The sequence below is a fragment of the Streptomyces sp. NPDC033165 genome (assembly GCF_055577965.1).
Genome location: NZ_JBVIPK010000008.1, coordinates 42235 through 63828, shown reverse-complemented (window position 1 = coordinate 63828; position 21594 = coordinate 42235). Strand labels below are relative to the sequence as shown.

The window sequence follows — 21594 nt, the reverse complement described above, 5'->3', positions numbered from 1 at the left end:
CCCCTGTAAAGGTGGAGTACGTGAAGGCCATTCGTCGATTCACCGTGCGTCCTGTCCTCCCCGAACCCCTCCGACCCCTCCACGACCTCGCGCGCAACCTGCGCTGGTCCTGGCACACCGAGACCCGTGAGCTCTTCCGGTCCGCCGACCCCGAGGGCTGGCGGCCCGCGGACGCCGACCCCGTACGCCTGCTCGGTTCGCTGTCCGCCGGGCGGCTCACCGAACTGGCCCGGGACGAGGAGTACCTCGGCCGCCTCGCCGCGGTCTCCGCCGACCTGGCGGAGTATCTGGAAGGCCCTCGCTGGTATCAGGAACAGCAGGCCGCCGGAGCCGAACTCCCCTCCGCCATCGCCTACTTCTCACCCGAATTCGGCGTCACCGCGGCGCTGCCCCAGTACAGCGGCGGCCTCGGCATCCTGGCCGGCGACCACCTCAAGGCCGCCAGCGACCTCGGCGTCCCGCTCATCGGCGTCGGGCTGCTCTACCGCCACGGCTACTTCCGCCAGACCCTCTCGCGCGAGGGCTGGCAGCAGGAGCACTATCCCGTCCTCGACCCCAACGAACTCCCCCTCGACCTGGTCCGCGAGGCCGACGGCGCCCCCGCCAGGGTGGTGCTCGCCCTGCCCGGCGGACGCTCGCTGCACGCGTGTATCTGGCTCGCCCGCGTCGGCCGCGTTCCGCTGCTCCTGCTCGACTCCGACGTCGAGGAGAACGCCCCCGGCGAACGCGACGTCACCGACCGGCTCTACGGAGGCGGCAGCGACCACCGCCTCCTCCAGGAGATGCTGCTCGGCATCGGCGGGGTGCGTGCCGTGCGCACCTGGTGCCGCCTCACCGGCACCCCGGAGCCGGAGGTCTTCCACACCAACGAGGGCCACGCGGGCTTCCTGGGCCTGGAGCGCATCCGTGAACTGTCCGCCACCGGGCACGACTTCGAGGCCGCCCTCGAAGTGGTCCGGGCCGGGACCGTCTTCACCACCCACACCCCGGTGCCCGCCGGGATAGACCGTTTCGACCGGCAGCTCGTCGCCCGCCACTTCGGCGACGACGGCGAACTGCCCGGCGTACCCGCCGAGAAGATCCTCCGGCTCGGCACCGAGACCTACCCCGGCGGCGAGCCCGAGCTGTTCAACATGGCGGTGATGGGCCTCAGGCTCGCCCAGCGCGCCAACGGGGTCTCCACCCTCCACGGGGCCGTCAGCCGGGAGATGTTCTCCGGGCTGTGGCCGGGCTTCGACTCCGCCGAGGTCCCCATCACCTCCGTCACCAACGGGGTGCACGCCCCGACCTGGGTGGCCCCCGAGGTGTTCCGGCTCGGCGCGGGCCAGGTCGGCGAGGACCGCGCCCACCAGGTGCTGGCGGGCGGACCGGTGGCCGACGAGGCTTCCTCGGGGAGCGGCACCCCGCGCCGCTGGGAGGCGGTGACGGGCATCGGCGACCAGGAGATCTGGGACCTGCGCCGGGACCTGCGCGGCCAGCTGGTCACCGAGGTCCGCCGCCGCCTCTACGCCTCCTGGCGCAGGCGCGGCGCGGGCACCGCCGAACTGGGCTGGATCGACGGTGTCCTCGACCCGGACGTCCTGACCATCGGCTTCGCCCGCCGCGTCCCTTCGTACAAGCGGCTCACCCTGATGCTCCGCGACCGCGACCGGCTGCGCGAGCTGCTGCTGCACCCCACGCACCCGATCCAGATCGTCGTCGCGGGCAAGGCCCACCCGGCCGACGACGGCGGCAAGCGGCTGGTGCAGGAGCTGGTGCGGTTCGCGGACGACCCGCGGGTGCGCCACCGCATCGTCTTCCTGCCGGACTACGGCATGGGCATGGCGCAGAAGCTCTATCCGGGCTGCGACGTCTGGCTCAACAACCCGCTGCGCCCCCTGGAGGCGTGCGGCACGAGCGGCATGAAGGCGGCGCTCAACGGCTGCCTCAACCTGTCGGTGCGGGACGGCTGGTGGGACGAGTGGTTCGACCCGGACTTCGGCTGGGAGATCCCCACCGCCGACGGCTCGGCGGTCGACGAGGACCGCCGCGACGAGCTGGAGTCGAACGCGCTCTACTCCCTGATCGAGGACCGGGTCGCCCCGCGCTTCTACGACCGGGGGGCGGCGGGGCTGCCCGACCGGTGGATCGAGATGGTCCGCTCCACTCTGGTCAGCCTGGGCCCGAAGGTGCTCGCGGGGCGCATGGTGCGGGAGTACGTGGAGCGGCTCTACACCCCGGCCGCGCGGTCCCGGCGGGCCCTGACGCCCGAGGCCGCACGGGGGCTCGCCCAGTGGAAGTCCCGGGTCCGGGCGGCCTGGCCGGAAGTCTCCGTCGACCATGTGGAGTCGGTCACGGGCACCGCGGCGGGCGGCTCGGCGGAGCTCGGCGCCACCCTGTCGCTGCGGGTGCGGATCGCGCTCGGCGGTCTGGACCCGGACGACGTGGAGGTGCAGGTGGTCGCGGGCCGGGTCGACTCCGGTGATGCCATCGCGGACGCCCAGACCTTCCCGCTGAAGCCGGCGGGCGGCCACGACCTGGAGGACCGCTGGCTGTACGAGGGCCCGCTCACCCTGGACCGGACGGGACCGTACGGTTACACCGTGCGCGTTCTGCCCGCCCACGGACTGCTGGCCTCGGGCGCCGAACTGGGCCTGGTCGCGCTGCCGACCGAGGCGACGGGCGAGGGCGCGGGCGTGCTGATGCGCTGAGCGACGCGGTGCGGCGAACGGCCCGGGAGAGGGGAACCCCTCCCGGGCCGTTCGGTCGTTCGGTCGTCCGCCGGATCGGAGTACCGGTCAGAAGGTGAGCTTGAAGCTGTTGATCCGACCGATGTCGTACCGGGCGCGGTCCTGGACCCTCAGCTTCCACTCCCCGTTGGCCACCTTGGACGAGGCGTTGACCGTGTAGGTCTCCACCACGTTGTCCGCGGAGTCGCCGGGGGAGGTGTTCTTCAGGCGGAAGGTGCCGCCGTCCGGCGCCACCAGGTCGATGACCAGGTCACCGCGCCAGGTGTGGCTGATGTTCACGCCGACCTTGAGGTCGCTCGGCGCGTTGCCCGCGATGCCGGTGACGTTGACCGAGCTGGTGACGGCCGCGCCCGCGTCCGGGATGTTCACGACGGTGTCGTTCTCGAAGACCTTGTCGCCCGGGTCGGGGTCGCCGCCGCCGGGGCGGTCGCCCACGTTGATGCCGGCCCAGGCGTGCGCCACGGCCGCGTACTCGGGGCTGGTGGCCCCGTACAGCTCACTGGCGACCGCGAGCGTGCCGGTGCGGGCGGCGGCGTAGTTCGTGGTCGAGGTGAACTTGGTGGTGAGCGCCTTGAACCAGATCAGCGACGCCTTGTCCCGGCCGATGCCGGTGACCGGCAGCCCGTCGGAGGTCGGGGAGTCGTAGCTGACACCGTTGATCGTCTTGGCGCCGCTGCCCTCGGAGAGCAGGTAGTACCAGTGGTTGGCCGGGCCCGACGAGTAGTGCACGTCGACGTTGCCGATGCCGGAGTACCAGTAGTCCTTGGAGTTGCCGTCCCGGCTCGGCTTGTCCATGTAGCGCAGCGGAGTGCCGTTGCCGCGGATGTCGATCTTCTCGCCGACCAGGTAGTCGCCCTGGTCCTCGGAGTTGTTCGCGTGGAACTCGACGGCGGCGGCGAAGATGTCGGACGTCGCCTCGTTGAGGCCGCCGGACTCACCGCTGTAGCGGAGGCCCGCCGTGTTCGAGGTGAGGCCGTGGGTCATCTCGTGGGCGGCCACGTCGATGGAGGTCAGCGGTTTGGCGTTGCCGTCGCCGTCGCCGTACGTCATGCAGAAGCAGCTGTCCTGCCAGAAGGCGTTGACGTAGTTGTTGCCGTAGTGGACGCGGGAGTACGCGCCGACACCGTCGCCCCGGATGCCGCTGCGGCCGTGCACGTTCTTGAAGTAGTCCCAGGTGAGCGCGGCCCCGTAGTGGGCGTCGGCACCCGCGGTCTCGGCGTTCTGCGGGGTGCCGTCGCCCCAGACGTCGTCCGGCCCGGAGAACAGGGTCCCGGTGCCGGAGCTGCCCCGGTTGAGGTTGTACGTCTTGTGGTTGCCGCGCGTGGTGTCGGTCAGCGTGTACGAGGGCGCCGTGCCCAGCGTCACCTGGCCGCTGTACTGGGTGTTGCCGGTGCCGTTGTGGACGGCCTGCCACTCGTAGAGCTTCTCGCCGGAGGCGGCGTCGGTGATCACGTGGAGCTCGTTCGGGGTGCCGTCGTGCTGGAGTCCGCCGACCACGGTCTCGTAGGCGAGCTTCGGGGAGCCGCCGCCCAGCCAGACCACCTTGCGCGGCGCCTGCTCCGCCTCCGTCGCCTTGGAGCCCTCGGCCTTCGCCGCGCCGAGCGCCTGCTTCTCCGCGGTGGCCGGGGCCACGTCGGCGGCGAGGCCGACGGCCTTCAGCTGCGCGGAGGACGCGTTCGACGCCTTGCTGACGCCCTCGGTCGCCCCGGCCGCGGACTCCTTCACCACGAGGTCGCCGCCGAGGACGGGGAGCCCGCCGAGGGTGCGCTCGTAGCGGGTGTGCGTGGTGCCGTCCCGGTCCTGGACGACATCGCGGACCACGAGCTTCTCGGTGGGCCCGAGGCCGAGTTCCTTGGCGGTGGCCGCCTTGGTGCCGTTCGCCTCGCTGAGGAGCGCGGCGCGCTGGGCGGGGGACAGCTTGGCGGGCAGGGCGGCCGGATCGGCCTTCGTACCCGCGGTGATCCCGCCGGCGGGGGCCGAGGCGGGGCCCGCGGAGGCGACTCCGGACGGGACGGCGACGGCTATCAGGGCTGCTGCGGCTATCAGAGCGCCGGTCGCGGTGGCGCGACGGCTGGGCGTGGATCTCACGCGGACTCCTTCTGCGAGGGGGGTACCGGCGGCGCTGGACGGGCCGTCCGGGCGGTGCAGGCGGTGCGCAGAACGGGGTGAAGACGGGGTGAAGAGTGTCAGCAGATAGCCATGCGTGTCAGGGGCGCGTCAAAAACTTGGCCGATTCTCGTTCGTTGCCGAGAAGGTCATGTTCGTTAAGCGGACGTTTCGCTGACCATTGCCGCAGTGTTACCGGACGTCCAACAAGCCAGTACTCACAGGGTGGTCACAGGTTTCGTGCGTGCAGAGCACTGCCGGGCGGAGGGCGGGTGGGGCGGTGTGGACCACCTGGTGAGACGAAGGCGTGTTCTGGCCAGATCCCGCCGCCGGAATCCGAGGGTCCATCAGGGGCGGCACGGGGCGGTACGGGCCCGCTTCCCGTACGCCGTCGTCCCGGGCGGTCGCGTCCGGCGGGTGCGCGGCGGGGGTGGCCCGCTGCGGAGTGACGGGCGGTCCGGCGGCGCGCCGGGCCGGCGGCGGCACCGCGAAGCCCCCGCACGCCGCTGCCCCGGCGTGGTACCGCAGTCGGCGGCGCCGAGCCGGTATCCGGTCGGGTCAGGTCGGTTCAGGTCAGGTCAGGTCAGTCAGGTCAGACCAGGCTGTCCTTCCACGTCCGGTGCAGACCCGCGAACCGCCCCGTCCCGCCGATCAGTTCGGCGGGAGTGCCGTCCTCCACGATCCGGCCGCGCTCCATCACCAGCACCCGGTCCGCGATCTCCACCGTGGAGAGCCGGTGGGCGATCACCACCGCCGTGCGGCCGTGCAGCACCGTGTCCATGGCCCGCTGCACCGCCCGCTCGCCGGGGATGTCCAGGGAGCTGGTCGCCTCGTCCAGGATCAGTACCGCCGGGTTCGCCAGCAGGGCGCGGGCGAAGGCCACCAGCTGCCGCTGGCCCGCCGAGATCCGCCCGCCCCGCTTGCGTACGTCGGTGTCGTAGCCGTCGGGCAGGGCGGTGATGAAGTCGTGCGCGCCGATCGCCTTCGCGGCCTGCTCGATCTCCTCGCGGGTGGCGTCCGGGCGGCCGATCGCGATGTTCTCCGCGACCGTCCCGGAGAACAGGAACGCCTCCTGCGTCACCATGACCACACCCCGGCGCAGCCCCGCCGTGTCCAGGTCGCGCAGGTCCACACCGTCCAGCAGGACCCGGCCCTCGGTCGGGTCGTAGAAGCGGGCCAGCAGCTTGGCGAGCGTCGACTTGCCCGCGCCGGTGGAGCCGACGACCGCCACCGTACGGCCCGCCGGGATGTGCAGGTCGAAGGCGGGCAGCACCTCGCCGCCCGTACGGTAGGCGAACCGCACCCGGTCGAACGTCACGTCACGGCCCGGGTGTTCGCCGGAGCGGGGCGGCAGCTCCTTCGGGTCGCCCGCCTCGGGGACCGTTGGCGCCTGGGCCAGCAGGCCGGCGATCTTCGTCAGCGAAGCGGCCGCCGACTCGTAGGAGTTGAGGAACATCCCGAGCCGGTCGATCGGGTCGTACAGCCGGCGCAGATACAGCACGGCCGCCGCCAGCACCCCGAGCGCCAGCGTCCCCTCGGCCACCCGGTAGGCGCCCCACAGCACCATGCCCGCCACCGCGGTGTTCGCGATCAGCCGGGAGCCCACGACATAGCGGGCCAGCTCCAGGATCGCGTCGCCGTTCGCCCGCTCGTGGCGGGAGTTCAGCGCCGTGAACGCGGTGTCGTTGCTCCGCTCACGGCGGAACGCCTGGACCGGGCGGATGCCGTTCATCGTCTCCGCGAACTTCACGATCACCGCCGCGATCGCCGTCGACCGCGCCGCGAACGCGACGGACGCCCGCCGCCGGTACAGCCGGACCATCAGATACAGCGGTACGAAGGAGAGCGCGGCGATCGCGCCGGTCCCCAGGTCCAGCCAGAGCAGCACCAGCGTGATCGACACGAACGAGAGGACCACGCCGATCAGTTCCTGGAGGCCCTCGCTCAGCAGCTCCCGCAGCGACTCCACGTCCGTGGTGGAGCGCGAGATGATCCGGCCCGAGGTGTAGCGCTCGTGGAAGTCGACGCTCAGCGCCTGCGCGTGCCGGAAGATCTGGCCGCGCAGATCGAGCAGTACGTCCTGGTTGATCCGGGCGGCGGCCCGGATGAAGCCGTACTGGAGCACGCCCGCGGCGACCGAGCAGAGCGCGTAGCCGACCGCGACCGCGACCAGCGGACCGTAGTCGTGGTCCCGGAACGCCGGAACCCCGCTGTCGATCGCGTACGCCACCAGCAGCGGGCCCGCCTGCATCGCCGCCTGCTGGACCACCAGCAGCAGAGCCGCCACCGCGACCCGGCCGCGCATCGGGGCCAGCAGCGAGAACAGCAGCGACCGGGTCGCACCGGGTGGCGAGGGCAGGTCGTCCTGGTCGAACGGGTCGTCGGCGCGCTGCCGTACGGGCGCGGCCGGGCTCTTCGGCGGGCCGTCGTCCCCGGCCGCGGGGAGGGAAGCGTCGTCGGTGGTCGTCGTCATCGGGCACTGCCCTCCTCGGCGGGAACCTGCTGGGCGGGGGCGCTCCCCGGTTCTGCGGGGGCACGCTGACCAGGTGCGGGCCCGCGCGGACGCCGGGCCCGGGCCGCACCGGCGGGCCGGGTGTCCTCGCCCCGGCCCGCGATGCCCCCCGCGCCGCCCGGTTCCGCGCCCGACATCAGCCAGGCGTACTCCGTGTTGCCGCGCAGCAGCTCCTGATGGGTGCCGACCGCTGCTATCCGGCCCCCGGACAGCAACGCCACCCGGTCCGCCAGCATCACCGTGGACGGGCGGTGCGCCACGACCACCGCGGTCGTCCGCTCCAGGACGCGCCGCAGCGCCGCCTCCACCAGCGTCTCCGTGTGCACGTCCAGCGCGGAGAGCGGGTCGTCCAGGACCAGGAAGCGTGGCTCGCCGACCACCGCGCGAGCCAGGGCGAGGCGCTGGCGCTGGCCGCCGGAGAGGCTCAGGCCCTGCTCGCCGACCTCCGTGTCCAGGCCCAGCGGCAGGCTGTGCACGAAGTCCGCCTGCGCCACCGAGAGCGCCCGGCGCACCTGCTCCTCGTCCGCGTCGGCCGCGCCCATCCGGACGTTCTCGCCGACCGTCGCGGAGAACAGCGTCGGCTCCTCGAAGGCCACCGACACCAGCTCCCGCAGCCGCGAGCGCTCCATCGTGGCGATGTCCTCGCCGTCCAGGGTGATCCGCCCGCCGGTCACCTCGTACAGCCGGGGCACCAGCGCGGTGAGCGTCGTCTTGCCGGAGCCCGTACCGCCCACCAGGGCCATCGTCTCGCCGGGCCGCACCTGGAGATCGATCCGGGCGAGCACGGGCGGGGACTCCGGGTCCGCGTCCGGGTAGCGGAACTCGACGCCCTCGAAGACCAGCCCGGGGGCGGCCGGCCGTGCGTCGTCCCGGGCGGCGACGGCCCCGGGCTCCTCCGCCACGTCCATCACCTCGAAGTACCGGTCCGTCGCGGTCGCCGACTCCTGGCTCATCGCCAGCAGGAAGCCGATCGACTCCACCGGCCAGCGCAGCGCGAGCGCCGTCGAGAGGAACGCCACCAGCGTGCCCGCCGACAGCGAGCCGTCCGCCACCTGGATCGTGCCGAGCACCAGCGCCGCCCCGATCGCCAGCTCCGGGATGGCGGTGATCAGCGCCCAGATCCCGGCGAGCAGTCGCGCCTTGCCCAGCTCCGTGGTGCGCAGCCGATGCGACAGCGCCCGGAACGCGCGCGCCTGGCTGCGATGGCGGCCGAAGCCCTTGACGATGCGGATGCCGAGCACGCTCTCCTCGACGACCGTGGTGAGGTCGCCGACCTGGTCCTGGGCGCGGCGCGCGACCACCGAGTACTTCGTCTCGAACAGCGAGCACAGGATCATCAGCGGCACGGCGGGCGCCAGCAGCACCAGGCCCAGCGTCCAGTCCTGGGCGAACAGCAGGACGAAGCCGACCAGGATCGTCGTCGCGTTGACGAGCAGGAAGGTCAGCGGGAACGCCAGGAACATCCGCAGCAGCATCAGGTCCGTGGTCCCGCGCGACAGCAACTGCCCCGAGGCCCAGCGGTCGTGGAAGGCGACCGGCAGCCGTTGCAGATGCCGGAAGAGATCCGCCCGCATCGACGCCTCGACCGCGGCCAGCGGACGTGCCACGAGCCACCGCCGGAACCCGAACAGCAGCGCCTCCGCGATGCCGAGCAGCAGCAGATACAGCGCCCCCAGCCACACCCCGCCCGGATCGCGGTCGGCCACAGGACCGTCCACCATCCACTTCAGGACCAGCGGGATCACCAGCCCCAGGCAGGACGCCAGGATCGCCACGAAAGCGGCGGTGAACAGGCGTACCCGCACGGGTCGGACATAGGGCCACAGGCGCAGGAGGGAGCGCACGGCGGACCGTTCCGTGTGCTCTGCAGGCTTTTCGGGCATCAGGGCCGACACTACGTTTCACCAGTGACATCGGTCCTGTGCTTTTCCGGTCCCGGCGCTCACAGGGGGCGAGCCCGGAGGCCGTGCCCCCTGGTCGACCGATCGGCTGATGTCACATCGAGCGTGACGGCGGATACTGCCCGCCCCCGCCCGCCGACTGCGCATCACCGGGACCAGCCTCGACGAAGCCTTTTCCCGATCACCCCGTCACGCGCAGCAGCAGCACCGAACGGGCCGGGACGCTCAGCTCCGTACCGCCGTTCAGGACCGTGCCCGGGGACTCCGCCTGCTCCTCCCGCGAGGTGTCCAGCACCAGTTCGTAGCGGTCGGCCCACGGGGCTCCCGGCAGTGCGAAGGGCGTCGGCTCCGCGCCCGCGTGCAGCACCGCCAGGAAGCTGTCGTCGGTGACCGGCTCCCCGCGCGCGTCCCGCCCGGGGATGTCCCGGCCCGAGAGGTAGAGCCCGAGCGTGGCGGCGGGGGCATACCAGTCGCCCTCCGTCATCTCCCGGCCGTCCCGCGCGAACCACGCCAGGTCCCGCAGCCCGTCCGGGGCCTGCGCCCGCCCGGAGAAGAACGCCCGCCGCCGCAGCACCGGATGGGTCTGGCGCAGCTTCAGCACCCGGGCCGTCAGCGCGGTCAGCTCCCGCCACTCCGGATGGTCGAGCAGCGACCAGTCCAGCCAGCCGGTCTCGTTGTCCTGGCAGTAGGCGTTGTTGTTGCCGCCCTGCGTCCGGCCCATCTCGTCGCCCGCCGTGAGCATCGGCACCCCGGTGGACAGCAGCAGAGTGGTCAGCAGGTTGCGGAGCTGGCGGCGGCGCAGCGCGTTGATCTCCGGATCGTCGCTCTCGCCCTCGGCCCCGCAGTTCCACGCCCGGTTGTCGTTCGTCCCGTCCCGGTTGCCCTCGCCGTTGGCCTCGTTGTGCTTGTGCTCGTAGCTGACCAGGTCGCGCAGGGTGAAGCCGTCGTGCGCGGTGATGAAGTTGACCGAGGCGTACGGGCGGCGGCCGCCCCAGGCGTACAGGTCGCTGGAGCCGGTCAGCCGGTAGCCGATGTCCCGTACGTCGGGGAGCGCACCGCGCCAGAAGTCCCGTACGGCGTCGCGGTAGCGGTCGTTCCACTCGGTCCACAGGGGCGGGAAGGCGCCCACCTGGTAGCCGCCGTTGCCGACGTCCCACGGCTCGGCGATCAGCTTGACCCGGCGCAGTACCGGGTCCTGGGCGATCACCGCGAGGAAGGGGGAGAGCATGTCGACGTCGTGCATCGAGCGGGCCAGCGCCGCCGCCAGGTCGAAGCGGAAGCCGTCCACGCCCATCTCGGTGACCCAGTAGCGCAGCGAGTCGGTGATGAGCCGCAGCACCTGCGGCTGCACGACGTGGAGCGTGTTGCCGCAACCGGTGTAGTCGGCGTAGCGGCGCGGATCGTTCTGGAGGCGGTAGTAGCCGCGGTTGTCGATGCCGCGCAGCGACAGCATCGGGCCGAGCTCGCCGGCCTCCGCGGTGTGGTTGTAGACGACGTCGAGGATCACCTCGATCCCGGCACTGTGCAGGGCGTGCACCATCCGCTTGAACTCGCCGACCTGCTGACCGGCCGTGCCGGAGGCGGAGTAGTCGGCGTGCGGGGCGAAGTAGCCGATGGAGTTGTAGCCCCAGTAGTTGCGCAGCCCGCGCCGCAGCAGATGGTCCTCGTGGGCGAACTGGTGGACCGGAAGCAGCTCCACCGCCGTCACGCCGAGCCGGGTCAGATGCTCGATCGCGGCCGGGTGCGCGAGCCCGGCGTAGGTGCCGCGCAGCTCGGGCGGGATGTCCGGGTGGCGCTTGGTGAAGCCGCGTACGTGCAGCTCGTAGATGACCGAGTCGGCCCACGGGGTCTTCGGGCGGCGGTCCTCCACCCAGTCGTCGTCATCGTGGACGACCACACCCTTGGGGACGTACGGAGCCGAGTCCCGGTCGTCGCGCACGGTGTCCGCGACATGCTGCTGGGGCCAGTCCCGGACATGCCCGTAGACCTCGGGCGGCAGGCTGAAGGTCCCGTCGACGGCACGGGCGTACGGGTCCAGCAGCAGCTTGGCCGCGTTCCAGCGGGCGCCCGTCCACGGGTCCCAGCGGCCGTGCACCCGGTAGCCGTAACGCTGACCGGGCCGCACCCCCGGCACGAAGCCGTGCCAGATCTCGTGGGTCAGCTCGGTCAGCGGACAGCGGGTCTCGACGCCCCGCCCGTCGAACAGACACACCTCGACCGCCTCGGCCCCGCCCGCCCACAGCGCGAAGTTCGTCCCCGCCACCCCGTCGGGGCCGACCCGGAAGCGGGCCCCCAGCGGCATCGGAGCCCCGGGCCACACGGCGGGCGCCGGAGCCCCGGCCCGCAGGGCATCGGCGCGCTCGGTGCGGTGGGCCTCCACGACCTCCGCGCGGACGGCGGCCACCGGATCCGGATCCTGTACTGCCTCCTGCTCGGCTGCGCTCGACACCGTGTAGCCTCCCGCGGCTCGTAGGACGGGCACCGGAGAAGAGGCGCGCGGCGTCCCGGCCGCGCGGGCCCTTCGGGGTAGTCCTCCCCTCTGTTCTGCCCACCAGCGGCCCCGCACTCACGTTTCCCCCGACCGGCCCTGGTCGTTGGGGGAGCGTGAACCACACAGCGAAGAGCGCACGGCCCGGCTCGGCCGCCGTGCTGACGTGGGCAGGACTGCTGACCGTGCTGGCCCTCCTGACCGGCTGCACCGACACCCGGGAGGCCCTGCTCAACGGCAAGGCGCGGTCACCCGGCGACGCGATCAGCATCTTCCCCGAGGACGGCGCGAAGGATGTCGACGAGGAGACCCGGATCGCGGTGAAGGTCCCCGACGGGCGGCTGGAGAGCGTGAAGGTGATGCGGATCGAGGACGCGCAGCAGCAGACGGTGGCCGGGCGCATCGCCGAGGACGGGCGCTCCTGGGCGCCGGAACCCCGGGTGGCCCGGCTCGCCCTCGCCGCGAAGTACAGCATCGACGCGGTCGCCGTGGACGGTGCGGGCCGCCGCTCGGCCCGGCACGCCACGTTCACCACGCTGGTCCCCGGACACCGCTTCATCGGCTACTTCAAACCGGAGAACCGGTCCACCGTCGGCACCGGCATGATCGTCTCCTTCTCCTTCAACCGGCCGATCGCCGACCGGGCGGCGGTGGAGAAGGCCATCCGGGTGACGTCCGATCCGGCGGTGGAGGTCGCGGGCCACTGGTTCGGAAAGGACCGGCTGGACTTCCGGCCGAAGGCGTACTGGAAACCCGGCACCGAGGTCACCGTCGACATCGGGCTGCGGGATGTCGAGGGCGCCCCGGGGGTCTACGGCAGCCAGGACAAGACGGTCGTCTTCACGGTCGGCCGCTCCCAGGTCTCCCGGGTCGACGCCGAGGCCAAGACCATGGAGGTCCGCCGGGACGGGGAGCTGCTCAGCACGGTCCCGATCACCGCGGGGGCCCCGGAGACGACCACGTACAACGGGAAGATGGTGGTCACCGAGATGCACGAGGTGACCCGGATGAACGGGGCGACCGTCGGCTTCACGGACAAGGAGGGCAAGGGCGAGTACGACATCAAGGACGTTCCGCACGCGATCCGGCTCACCACGTCCGGCACCTTCCTGCACGGGAACTACTGGGCCGACGAGGACGTCTTCGGTGAGGAGAACGTCAGCCACGGCTGCATCGGGCTGCGGGACGCGAAGGGCGGCAGCGGTGCCACCCCGGGCGGCTGGTTCTTCGACCGGACCCTCATCGGCGATGTCGTCGAGGTGGTCAACTCGAAGGACAAGAAGGTCGCACCGGACAACGGGCTCGGTGGCTGGAACATGGGCTGGAAGAAGTGGAAGGCCGGTTCCGCGCTGCGGTGAGACTCCCCGGCCTCTCGGCCCCGGCTGCCCCGGGCCCGCCCCGGCACCCCGCGCCACTCGCACAGCTCCCCGGACGACTTGGGACCGAACGGTGACATTCCGGGGGAGTCCACCCCGCTCGCGATGTGATTATCTTGCGGCGGTGCGCATATGCAGCGCGCGGGGGTGCGGGCCATGGCGGGGCCAGGCCGTGCGAGGGGAGACGACCACAGTGAACGGGCAGCCGATATCGGGGGCATCGGCCGGGGCGAGCGGGAAGCGGCGCGGCGGACCGGGGCTGTGGGCCCTGGTTCTGGGAGCACTGCTGTTGCTGGTGACGGCGTGCGGCGGAGGTGCCGGCGCGGACGAGAGGAAGACGCCGGCCGGCGGGACGAAGACCGAGGACACGAGCGCCTCGCAGGCGGTGGTGACCATCGCGCCGAAGGACGGCGCGGATTCCGTGGCGACCAGCGGCGCGCTGAAGATCAGCGCCGCGCAGGGCAAGCTGACCACGGTGAAGGTCGCCGACCCCGAGGGCAACGAGGTCGAAGGCACGATCGCGGCCGACGGCGCGAGCTGGACGCCCGAGCGGCACCTCGCCGCCTCCACCAAGTACACGGTGCACGCGGTCGCCAAGGACGCCAAGGGCCGTGAGTCGGCGAAGGACACCACCTTCACCACGCTGGTTCCGGCGAACACCTTCATCGGGCACTACACGCCGGAGGACGGTTCCACCGTCGGCGTCGGCATGCCGGTCTCCATCAACTTCACCCGGGGCATCACCGACCCGGACGCGGTGGAGAAGGGCATCAAGGTGACGGCCGAGCCGGCCGTCGAGATCGAGGGCCACTGGTTCGGCAACGACCGCCTCGACTTCCGGCCGGAGAAGTACTGGGCGGCGGGCACCAAGGTGACCGTCGAGCTCAACCTCGACGGCGTCGAGGGCCGGCCGGGCGTCTACGGCAAGCAGGCCAAGACCGTGAAGTTCACCATCGGCCGCAGCCAGGTCTCCACCGTCGACGCGAGCACGAAGCGGATGAAGGTCGTCCGCGACGGCAAGGAGATCAAGGACATCCCGATCTCCGCGGGCGCCCCGGCGACGACCACGTACAACGGGCAGATGGTCATCAGCGAGAAGCTGAAGGTGACCCGGATGAACGGCGACACCGTCGGCTTCGGCGGCGAGTACGACATCAAGGACGTGCCGCACGCGATGCGCCTGTCCACCTCGGGCACCTTCCTGCACGGCAACTACTGGGGCGCCTCGTCCATCTTCGGCAACACCAACACCAGCCACGGCTGTGTGGGTCTGCGTGATGTGCGCGGCGGCTACGACAACCAGACCCCGGCGGCCTGGTTCTACAACAGGTCGATGATCGGTGACGTGGTCGTCGTGAAGAACTCCCAGGACAAGCAGATCCAGCCGGACAACGGCCTCAACGGCTGGAACATGGACTGGGAGGAGTGGAAGAAGTAGTCCTTCCTCCACCCCACGCCTCGTGCGCGTGAGCGGGCCCGGTGCTGTGACCAACGGCACCGGGCCCGCCCGCGTTAGCACTGGTTAACCTGCCTCCATGACTGTGAGCCTCGAAGTACGTGACAACGTCGGCACGATCCGGCTGGACCGGCCGCCGATGAACGCTCTGGACGTGGCGGTCCAGGACCGGCTGCGGGAGCTGGCCGAGGAGGCCACCCGGCGCGATGACGTGCGCACCGTGATCCTCTACGGCGGCGAGAAGGTGTTCGCGGCGGGCGCGGACATCAAGGAGATGCAGGCGATGGACCACACGGCGATGGTGCTGCGGTCCAAGGGCCTCCAGGACGCGTTCACCGCCGTCGCCCGCATCCCCAAGCCGGTCGTCGCCGCCGTCACCGGATACGCGCTCGGCGGCGGCTGCGAACTGGCGCTCTGCGCCGACTTCCGGATCGCCGCGGACAACGCCAAGCTGGGCCAGCCGGAGATCCTCCTCGGACTGATCCCGGGTGCGGGCGGCACCCAGCGCCTCGCCCGGCTGATCGGTCCTTCCCGGGCCAAGGACCTCATCTTCACCGGCCGCATGGTCAGGGCGGAGGAGGCCCTGACGCTCGGTCTGGTGGACCGGGTGGTGCCCGCCGCCGAGGTGTACGAGCAGGCGCACGCCTGGGCCGCCCAGCTGGCGAAGGGGCCCGCGCTGGCGCTGCGCGCGGCCAAGGAGTCGGTGGACGCCGGACTGGAGACGGACCTCGACACCGGGCTCACCATCGAACGGAACTGGTTCGCCGGACTCTTCGCGACCGAGGACCGCGAGCGGGGCATGCGCAGCTTCGTCGAGGAGGGGCCGGGCAAGGCCACCTTCCGCTGACCGTTGGTCGGAACGGGGGGTCGTTGCGGGGGTTCATCCGTGCGAGCGGATTATCCGGGCCTTAAGGCAACCTTAAGGCCCGGCGCCCCCCTCGGCGTGGCAACCCTCGTAGTGCGGGGCATCGCCCCAGCTCACCGGGGCTCTTCGAAGTGCTGTCCTGCCAGAGGCATATGTCAAAAGCCTCCTGCGGAATGATTCGTTCCGGGGGGCGGATTCCTCCGGAACGGCCCCGGACGCCGATGTGTGCGGCCATGATGGTGGACATGGCGGGCCTGGAGGGTGTGGATCAGCCGCGACCGCGCAGCAGCGCGACAGCGGCACGCTGGACGTCGAGCACGGATGACGAACAGGCGTTCAAAGCGCTGGAGTTGTTCGGAAATCCGACCGAGGGAGAAGTGCGGCTGCCGTCGCGCCCGGAGTCGGCGGCGACGGCGCGGCGGCTCACCTCCTGCGTGGTGCTCCGGCAGTGGGCGCTCTCGCCGCAGACCGCCGAGTACGCGGTGCTGCTCGTCTCCGAACTCGTCGGCAACGCGGTGCGGCACACCGGGGCCCGCGTCTTCGGGTTACGCATGGTGCGCCGCCGTGGCTGGATCCGTGTCGAGGTGCGTGACCCCTCGCGCGGGCTGCCGTGTCTGATGCCGGTGCGCGAGATGGACATCAGCGGCCGGGGCCTCTTCCTCGTCGACAAGCTCTCCGACCGGTGGGGAGTGGACCTGCTGCCGCGCGGCAAGACCACCTGGTTCGAGATGCGGATCTCCGACCGCTGACCGTCGCGGCAGCCTCGCCGGGCGGACCTCGTGCGTGGAAGCCCCGGTGTGCGGAAGCCCCCCCGTGCGCAGAAGCGCCCGGCGTGCAGTGGCTCCCGGCACGCAGAAGCCCCCGGTCGGCCGTGGTGCGGCGCTGCGGGGGCTTCTGTGGGGGGGGCCGTGAAATGGGGGGGTGTGTTCACGGCCGCTTATGACGACCTGGGCCCGGGTCAATGGGGGTCGTGGCACCGACTATGGCAGACGGGTGACCCCGGTGCCAAAGTGGCTTCTCGGGCGATTCTCGTCCTAATCGGTCATTTAGAACATGAATCGCAGGTGTGCTCGGTCACTCGCCTGGCATTCCATGCATTCCTATGGTGACTCATGAATGATTCATAGATCATTCAGGTAATCGGTCAATCGTTATATTTCGCCCTTCCGCCTCTACTGTGTCCCGGGAAACTCCGTGGAACGCGAGGTGGTCGGGCATGGACGGACACAGGGCGCCGGTGCGCCGCCGCGACGCGCTGGGCGCCGGGGCCGGGCTGTTCGCGGCCGCCGCCCTCACGGCGGGCTGCGCGGGTGGCGGCGGCGGGGCGTCCGGTGCCGCCGGCAAGCCCGCCTCCTCACCCCGGTACGAGCCGCCTCCCGCCCCCGCCGCCCCGCGCCGCTTCCCCGGGCTGCCCGTTCAGATCGTCCACGGCCCCCGCAACCGGCCCCGCGTCGCCCTCACCTTCGACGGGCGGGGCGACCCGGAGCTGGCCCGCACCGCACTCGCCCGGATCGAACGGGCCGGCGCCCGCGTCACGGTCCTCGCCGTCGGCAGCTGGCTCGCCGAGCATCCCGGCATGGCCCGCCGCATCCTCGACGGCGGCCACGAGATCGGCAACCACACCGAGCACCACCTCGACCTCGCGGCCCTGGACGAGCGCGCGGCGTACGAGGAGATCACCGCGTGCGCCCGGCGGCTGCGCCGCCTCACCGGCTCCATCGGCACCTGGTTCCGCCCCTCGCCCACCCCGTACGCCTCCCCGCGCGTCCAGCGCCTCGCCCGGCGGGCGGGCTATCCCCATGTCCTGGCCTGCGACGTGGAGTCGCTCGACCACGCGGCCACCGGGGTCGCCGCCGTCACCCGAAAGGTCGCGGGCGAGCTGCGGAACGGATCGGTGGTCGGGATGAGCCTCGGCCGCCCGGTCACCGTCGCCGCGCTGCCCCTGCTCCTCGCGGAGATCGGCCGCCGCGGACTGCACGCGGTGACCGCCACGGAACTGATGAGCTGACCCGCCGACACCTCGTGCGGCTGACCCGTCGACACCCGTGTGGCTGACCCGCTGCCTGCCGCGCGGCCGACCCGTCGACCGTCGCGCACAGGAGCACGATGGCCCGGTCGGGCGACCTGCGTGGCATGCGCGGCTTGCTGTGTCTTTGTCCACCGGCGAGGATCGGGCCGTGATGTTCTCCGGCCCCCCTGCCGACCCGGCCGCGCCGACCGGCCCCGGCATACCCCCTGTCGCGGCGGCCACCGGCGTGCCGTCCGCGCGGCCCGACGCGTCCGCCGACGGTGCGCCCGGACGCCGGTCGACGACCCCGGTCCTGCTGTGCGCCGCCGGTGTCCTGGCGCTGCTCATAGCCCTGTTCGGCCCAGGGCTCATGGCGCGGGGAACGGGCGAGCTGCGCATACCCGGCGCGGGGCTCACCACTGTGCTCCGCACCGTCCTCTTCACAGCCCTCGCCCTCCACCTGGGCGAACTCCTCGCCCCGCAGCTCATCCGGCCGGTCCGCGGCCGCCCCCGTACCGCCGTGCGGAGCTGGGCGGTGTACGCCTCGTTCGCCGGGGCCGCCGCCGCGGCCGGGCAGATCGCCCAGCTCGCCGCCGTCAGCGACCTCGGGATCACCGAGACCTACGGCACCCGCGAGGGCGGACTGCTCCTCCTGATCGCCAACGGCCTGGCCCTCGCCGCGCTCTGCGCCCGGACCCGCCGCCCGGCCCTCGCCCTGGCCCCGCTCGCCGTCGTGATCGGCGCGGAGGCCCTGCGCGCGCACCCGGAGGCGTACAGCCCCGAGATCGGCGCCGCCCTCACCGTCGTCCACCTGACCGCCGCCTCGCTGTGGACCGGCGGACTGCTGTACGTCCTGCGCACCATGTGGCTCTGGCGGGGCACGCCCGTCGCCGCCCGCGCGCTGCTCGGCCGGTACGCGCGCCTGGCGATCTGGCTGTACGTCGCCCTCGCCGCCACCGGCACCGCCTCCGCCCTGCGCCGACTCCCGCTGGACGTGGTGTTCACCTCCGCCTACGGGCGCACCCTGCTGCTCAAGCTGATGCTGATGGCCGTGGTCAGCGCGCTGGCGGTGGCGGCCCGGCGGCGCATGCTCCGCGACACCGACCCCTCGGTCGCGCACCGCCTCGCCCGCCGCGAACAGGCCGTGCTGGGCGCGGTCGTGGTCATCTCGGCGGTCCTCACCGTCGCCCCCGACCCGCACTGGATCTCGACGAGGCCCTAGGCCCTGTCGTCAAACTACCGTCTGCCGCGCTACGGGCGACGACGGCAGTTTGACGACAGGACCTAGGACCGTTTCCGGTACGGCTCCCAGCCCCGCAACTCGTCGTCGCGCGGGGCCAGGACGAGAGCCGGGGCTCCCGGACCGAAGAACCGCACCGGCCGGGACGCGTCCCAGGACGGCCAGCCCGGGTCACCCGTCGCCGCGAAGGCCACCCATGCCCGGTGCATCGCGTCCGCCAGCTCCTGCGGGGCGTCCGGGCCGGTCAGGGCGGCCGTGTCGGGGTGGGCGAGCGTGTCGAAGACGAAGCCGAGCTCCAGCGCGTGACAGGCGCCGAGCCGCTGTACGGGGGAGGGCCAGCCGAACTCGTAGACGTACGTGGACCCCGGCGCGTCCGTCCGGGCGTCGGCCAGCCGGTTCAGGGGCACCCGCAGCAGCAGGTCCGTGGCGAGGGCACCGAGGATCTCGCCCGGCGTGGCGTCGGGGCGGTTGCCCCGGTAGGTGCGGGCGGTGGCGCTCGGGACCCTGAACTTCAACAGGGCGAGACGGAGCTTCAGGCGGCTGATCCGTTCGGTCAGGCCGCCGGGGACGAACCAGAGGCGGTACTCCTCGGTGTTCGCCCCCATCAGCAGGTCGATCCCGGCCGCCGTGCCGGTACGCAGCGCGTCGGCCGGGTTCCGGGTCAGCAGCTCGCCGTCCACCACGAGCTGGAAGGAGGTGCGGCCGGTCAGCGGGTTGCCGCCGCTGGTCACCTCGGTCTGCGCGGTCAGCAGGGCGTCCGGGGCCACGGCGGCGAAGGCGGCGGCCGTCGCGGGCACCCCGAGCCGCTTGGCGATCAGCTCGGTCGTCCCGCCTGCGGCCTCGGGGGGCAGGGCTGCGGGTGCCCCGCTCTGGAGCACCGCCCGCCGGAACAGCCCTGCCGCCCGGTCCGTGGCCAGCAGGGCCGCGATGCTCACCGCCCCCGCCGACTCCCCGGCCACCGTCACCCGGTCCGGGTCGCCGCCGAACGCCGCGATGTTGTCCCGCACCCACTCCAGGGCGGCCAGCTGGTCCAGCAGCCCCCGGTTGGCGGGCGCGTCCGGGAACACCCCGAAGCCCTCCACACCCAGGCGGTAGTTGACGGAGACCAGCACCACCCCGTCCCGGGCGAACGCGGACCCGTCGTACACCGGCACCGCGGACGAGCCGTGCAGCAGCGAACCGCCGTGGATCCACACGAGGACGGGAAGCCCTGTGGCGCCCGGCTTCGGCGAGGGCGTCCACACGTTGAGGTTGAGCCACTCCTCGCCCGGCACCGCCGGGTCCGGAAGCAGCCGGTCCAGCGGCGGGGCGTAGGGCCGTTTGGGGGCCGTCGGCCCGTACGCGAGGGCCTCCCGCACTCCCGTCCACGGCTCCGGCGGCTCGGGCGCGCGGAACCTCCGGGCACCCACCGGCGCAGCCGCGTACGGGATGCCCCGGAAGACCGCGACCCCCTTCTCCACCGCACCGCGCACGGTGCCGTGCACGGTCCTCACCCGCACGTTCTTCACTCGCACGTTCGTCACCCGTACGTCCGTCACGTGCCGACCCCTCTCGCGGTGCGGTGGCGCTTGGGCCTCCTCGTGTACGCCTACTTCAGATAGACCAGCCCGTCCGTGGTGAGGGTCGGGCGGCCCTTCTCGCCGTCGGCGTAGACGTATGCCTGCCCCGAAGTGGCGGCCCGCGACACCACCCAGGCGGCTGACCGGCCGAGGAAGGTCCAGGTCAGGCGGGCGTTCTTGGCGCTGCTGGTGGAGGATCACCGGGTGCCGGACACCGGGGCGACGGTGAGGCCGGCGGGGCGCCCCTGGGACACGCTTGCGAGCGAGCCTTCCATGCGATCGGACCGGATCTCGGTGTCTCGCGCCCTGGGCCGGGGAGCGCCCGCTCCCCGGCCCAGGGCGGGCCGGTCAGGCGGCGAAGTACTGGGACAGGGACTCCCGTTCGTCGCGTTCCACCAGGTCCGGGCGGGTGTAGCGCTCGGCGCGCGCGTGGTAGTCGAAGTCACCCCGCACGAGTCCCCGGTAGTCCTGGACGCAGCGTTCCAGGGCCGCCCGGGTGGGTCCTGTGATGCCCGCCGCGTCGATTTCCTCCAGCAGTTCCTTTTCCGCGCGGTGTACCCGCTCGGCTATCCGGGCCAGTTGAACCCCGGCCTCGTCGATGGCTTCCTGGAGGGTCGATCCCCGGTCGCGCTGAATGAGCCGTACGGCATTGTGCTCGTATCCGAGTGCCGCCTCCTTCTCGAACGAGCAGATGTCGTTGCAGAGCCCCGAGTGATCGGTCACCGCGTTCCGCAGGGCGATATACGCGGGGAGGCTGCGGGCAGAATCCGGGAGATCGATTCCGGCGGTGATCTCATGCAGATCCAGGAACGGCTGCATGGCCACGGAATCCCGCCGGTGTTTGGTGAATTCCGCCCGGCTCGGCACCTGGCCGGCGGCGCGTTCCACCGCCTCGGCGTAGTACGTCCACAGCCAGGCGGCGGTGTCCCGCCGGAACTGCCGGTTCCACTGCGGCGAACGGTCCCGGCAGGTCCGGTCCCGCAGCCCGGCGAGGGCCCGCTCCATCGGCCCGCGCGGCGCGGCTCCGTCGAAGACGTCCACCAGCCGGGTGATTGCCGCCTCGCACATCAACGGGTCGCGCCCGGCGGGGCCGTCGTCGAACTCGTCGTCCACCAGGAAGGCCCAGAACAGCCACTGGCAGAAAAGATCGAGATGCTCCTGCGAGGCCTTCGGGAAGATGAGGGATATCCACAGTTCGGGCCGGGTGCGGATCATCTTCCGACGGGCGGGCACGGACAGATTCAGCCCTTCGGATTCGGCCCATTCCCAGGCGGCCTGCCGGGTTTCGGCCAAGCCCGGATTGCACCCTGCACTCTGGAACGGCATGTGAAACGCCGGTAACGTGATCTGGCTC

Annotated in this window: 13 protein-coding genes and 1 pseudogene; 7 read left to right on the top strand and 7 right to left on the bottom strand. The window is 72.1% G+C overall.

Annotated elements, in window-relative coordinates; genetic code table 11:
• The first annotated feature begins 20 nt into the window (after positions 1–20).
• Entirely contained in the window at positions 21–2690 is a 2670-nt protein-coding gene (gene glgP / locus ACZ5WC_RS20110; protein WP_468542074.1) for an alpha-glucan family phosphorylase, read from the top strand.
• Between the two features lie 87 nt (positions 2691–2777).
• Here glgP and ACZ5WC_RS20105 read toward each other — a convergent pair whose 3' ends face one another.
• The 4 genes from ACZ5WC_RS20105 to glgX form a co-directional block, all read right to left on the bottom strand.
• Positions 2778–4817: a M4 family metallopeptidase gene (locus tag ACZ5WC_RS20105; RefSeq protein WP_468542073.1), complete on the bottom strand. Its 2040-nt coding sequence runs from the start codon at positions 4815–4817 to the stop codon at positions 2778–2780.
• Positions 4818–5427: 610 nt separating this feature from the next.
• Positions 5428–7308, bottom strand: a complete 1881-nt coding sequence (locus tag ACZ5WC_RS20100) for an ABC transporter ATP-binding protein (protein WP_468542072.1) — start codon at positions 7306–7308, stop codon at positions 5428–5430.
• Positions 7305–9230: an ABC transporter ATP-binding protein gene (locus ACZ5WC_RS20095; RefSeq protein WP_468542071.1), complete on the bottom strand. Its 1926-nt coding sequence runs from the start codon at positions 9228–9230 to the stop codon at positions 7305–7307. Before ACZ5WC_RS20095 ends, ACZ5WC_RS20100 begins: the two co-directional genes overlap by 4 nt.
• A 199-nt stretch (positions 9231–9429) precedes the next feature.
• The gene (gene glgX / locus ACZ5WC_RS20090; protein ID WP_468542070.1) at positions 9430–11697 is read right to left on the bottom strand and encodes a glycogen debranching protein GlgX; all 2268 of its coding nucleotides are present in this window, start codon (positions 11695–11697) and stop codon (positions 9430–9432) included.
• A gap of 155 nt (positions 11698–11852) precedes the next feature.
• Here glgX and ACZ5WC_RS20085 point away from each other — a divergent pair, with 155 nt between their 5' ends.
• From ACZ5WC_RS20085 to ACZ5WC_RS20060, 6 genes are all read left to right on the top strand, one after another.
• Positions 11853–13094: a L,D-transpeptidase gene (locus tag ACZ5WC_RS20085; RefSeq protein WP_468542069.1), complete on the top strand. Its 1242-nt coding sequence runs from the start codon at positions 11853–11855 to the stop codon at positions 13092–13094.
• Between the two features lie 211 nt (positions 13095–13305).
• The gene (locus ACZ5WC_RS20080) at positions 13306–14550 is read left to right on the top strand and encodes a L,D-transpeptidase (protein WP_468542068.1); all 1245 of its coding nucleotides are present in this window, start codon (positions 13306–13308) and stop codon (positions 14548–14550) included.
• Positions 14551–14647: 97 nt separating this feature from the next.
• Entirely contained in the window at positions 14648–15415 is a 768-nt protein-coding gene (locus ACZ5WC_RS20075) for an enoyl-CoA hydratase/isomerase family protein (RefSeq protein ID WP_468542067.1), read from the top strand.
• 251 nt (positions 15416–15666) lie between these two features.
• Positions 15667–16182, top strand: coding sequence for an ATP-binding protein (locus ACZ5WC_RS20070; protein WP_468542066.1), 516 nt, complete (start codon positions 15667–15669; stop codon positions 16180–16182).
• A 467-nt stretch (positions 16183–16649) separates the two neighbouring features.
• Positions 16650–17441: a polysaccharide deacetylase family protein gene (locus ACZ5WC_RS20065; protein ID WP_468542065.1), complete on the top strand. Its 792-nt coding sequence runs from the start codon at positions 16650–16652 to the stop codon at positions 17439–17441.
• Between the two features lie 172 nt (positions 17442–17613).
• Positions 17614–18663 carry a CopD family protein gene (locus tag ACZ5WC_RS20060; RefSeq protein ID WP_468542064.1) on the top strand — a complete coding sequence of 350 codons (1050 nt, stop codon included), beginning with the start codon at positions 17614–17616 and terminating at the stop codon, positions 18661–18663.
• A gap of 62 nt (positions 18664–18725) precedes the next feature.
• Here the strand turns inward: ACZ5WC_RS20060 and ACZ5WC_RS20055 are convergent, their stop codons facing one another.
• The 3 genes and pseudogenes from ACZ5WC_RS20055 to ACZ5WC_RS20045 form a co-directional block, all read right to left on the bottom strand.
• Positions 18726–20204, bottom strand: a complete 1479-nt coding sequence (locus ACZ5WC_RS20055; RefSeq protein ID WP_468542063.1) for a carboxylesterase/lipase family protein — start codon at positions 20202–20204, stop codon at positions 18726–18728.
• A gap of 65 nt (positions 20205–20269) precedes the next feature.
• Positions 20270–20437, bottom strand: a pseudogene (locus tag ACZ5WC_RS20050) (N-acetylmuramoyl-L-alanine amidase); the annotation flags it as partial.
• Positions 20438–20588: 151 nt separating this feature from the next.
• Complete coding sequence (locus ACZ5WC_RS20045; protein ID WP_468542062.1) at positions 20589–21533, bottom strand: terpene synthase family protein; 945 nt, start codon at positions 21531–21533, stop codon at positions 20589–20591.
• Positions 21534–21594 lie beyond the last annotated feature (61 nt).

Coding starts and splice junctions, on each gene's coding strand:
- ACZ5WC_RS20100 (WP_468542072.1), bottom strand. CDS start 7,308: ATGACGACGACCACCGACGACGCTTCCCTCCCCGCGGCCGGGGACGAC.
- ACZ5WC_RS20095 (WP_468542071.1), bottom strand. CDS start 9,230: ATGCCCGAAAAGCCTGCAGAGCACACGGAACGGTCCGCCGTGCGCTCC.
- ACZ5WC_RS20075 (WP_468542067.1), top strand. CDS start 14,648: ATGACTGTGAGCCTCGAAGTACGTGACAACGTCGGCACGATCCGGCTG.
- ACZ5WC_RS20070 (WP_468542066.1), top strand. CDS start 15,667: ATGATGGTGGACATGGCGGGCCTGGAGGGTGTGGATCAGCCGCGACCG.
- ACZ5WC_RS20065 (WP_468542065.1), top strand. CDS start 16,650: ATGGACGGACACAGGGCGCCGGTGCGCCGCCGCGACGCGCTGGGCGCC.
- ACZ5WC_RS20060 (WP_468542064.1), top strand. CDS start 17,614: ATGTTCTCCGGCCCCCCTGCCGACCCGGCCGCGCCGACCGGCCCCGGC.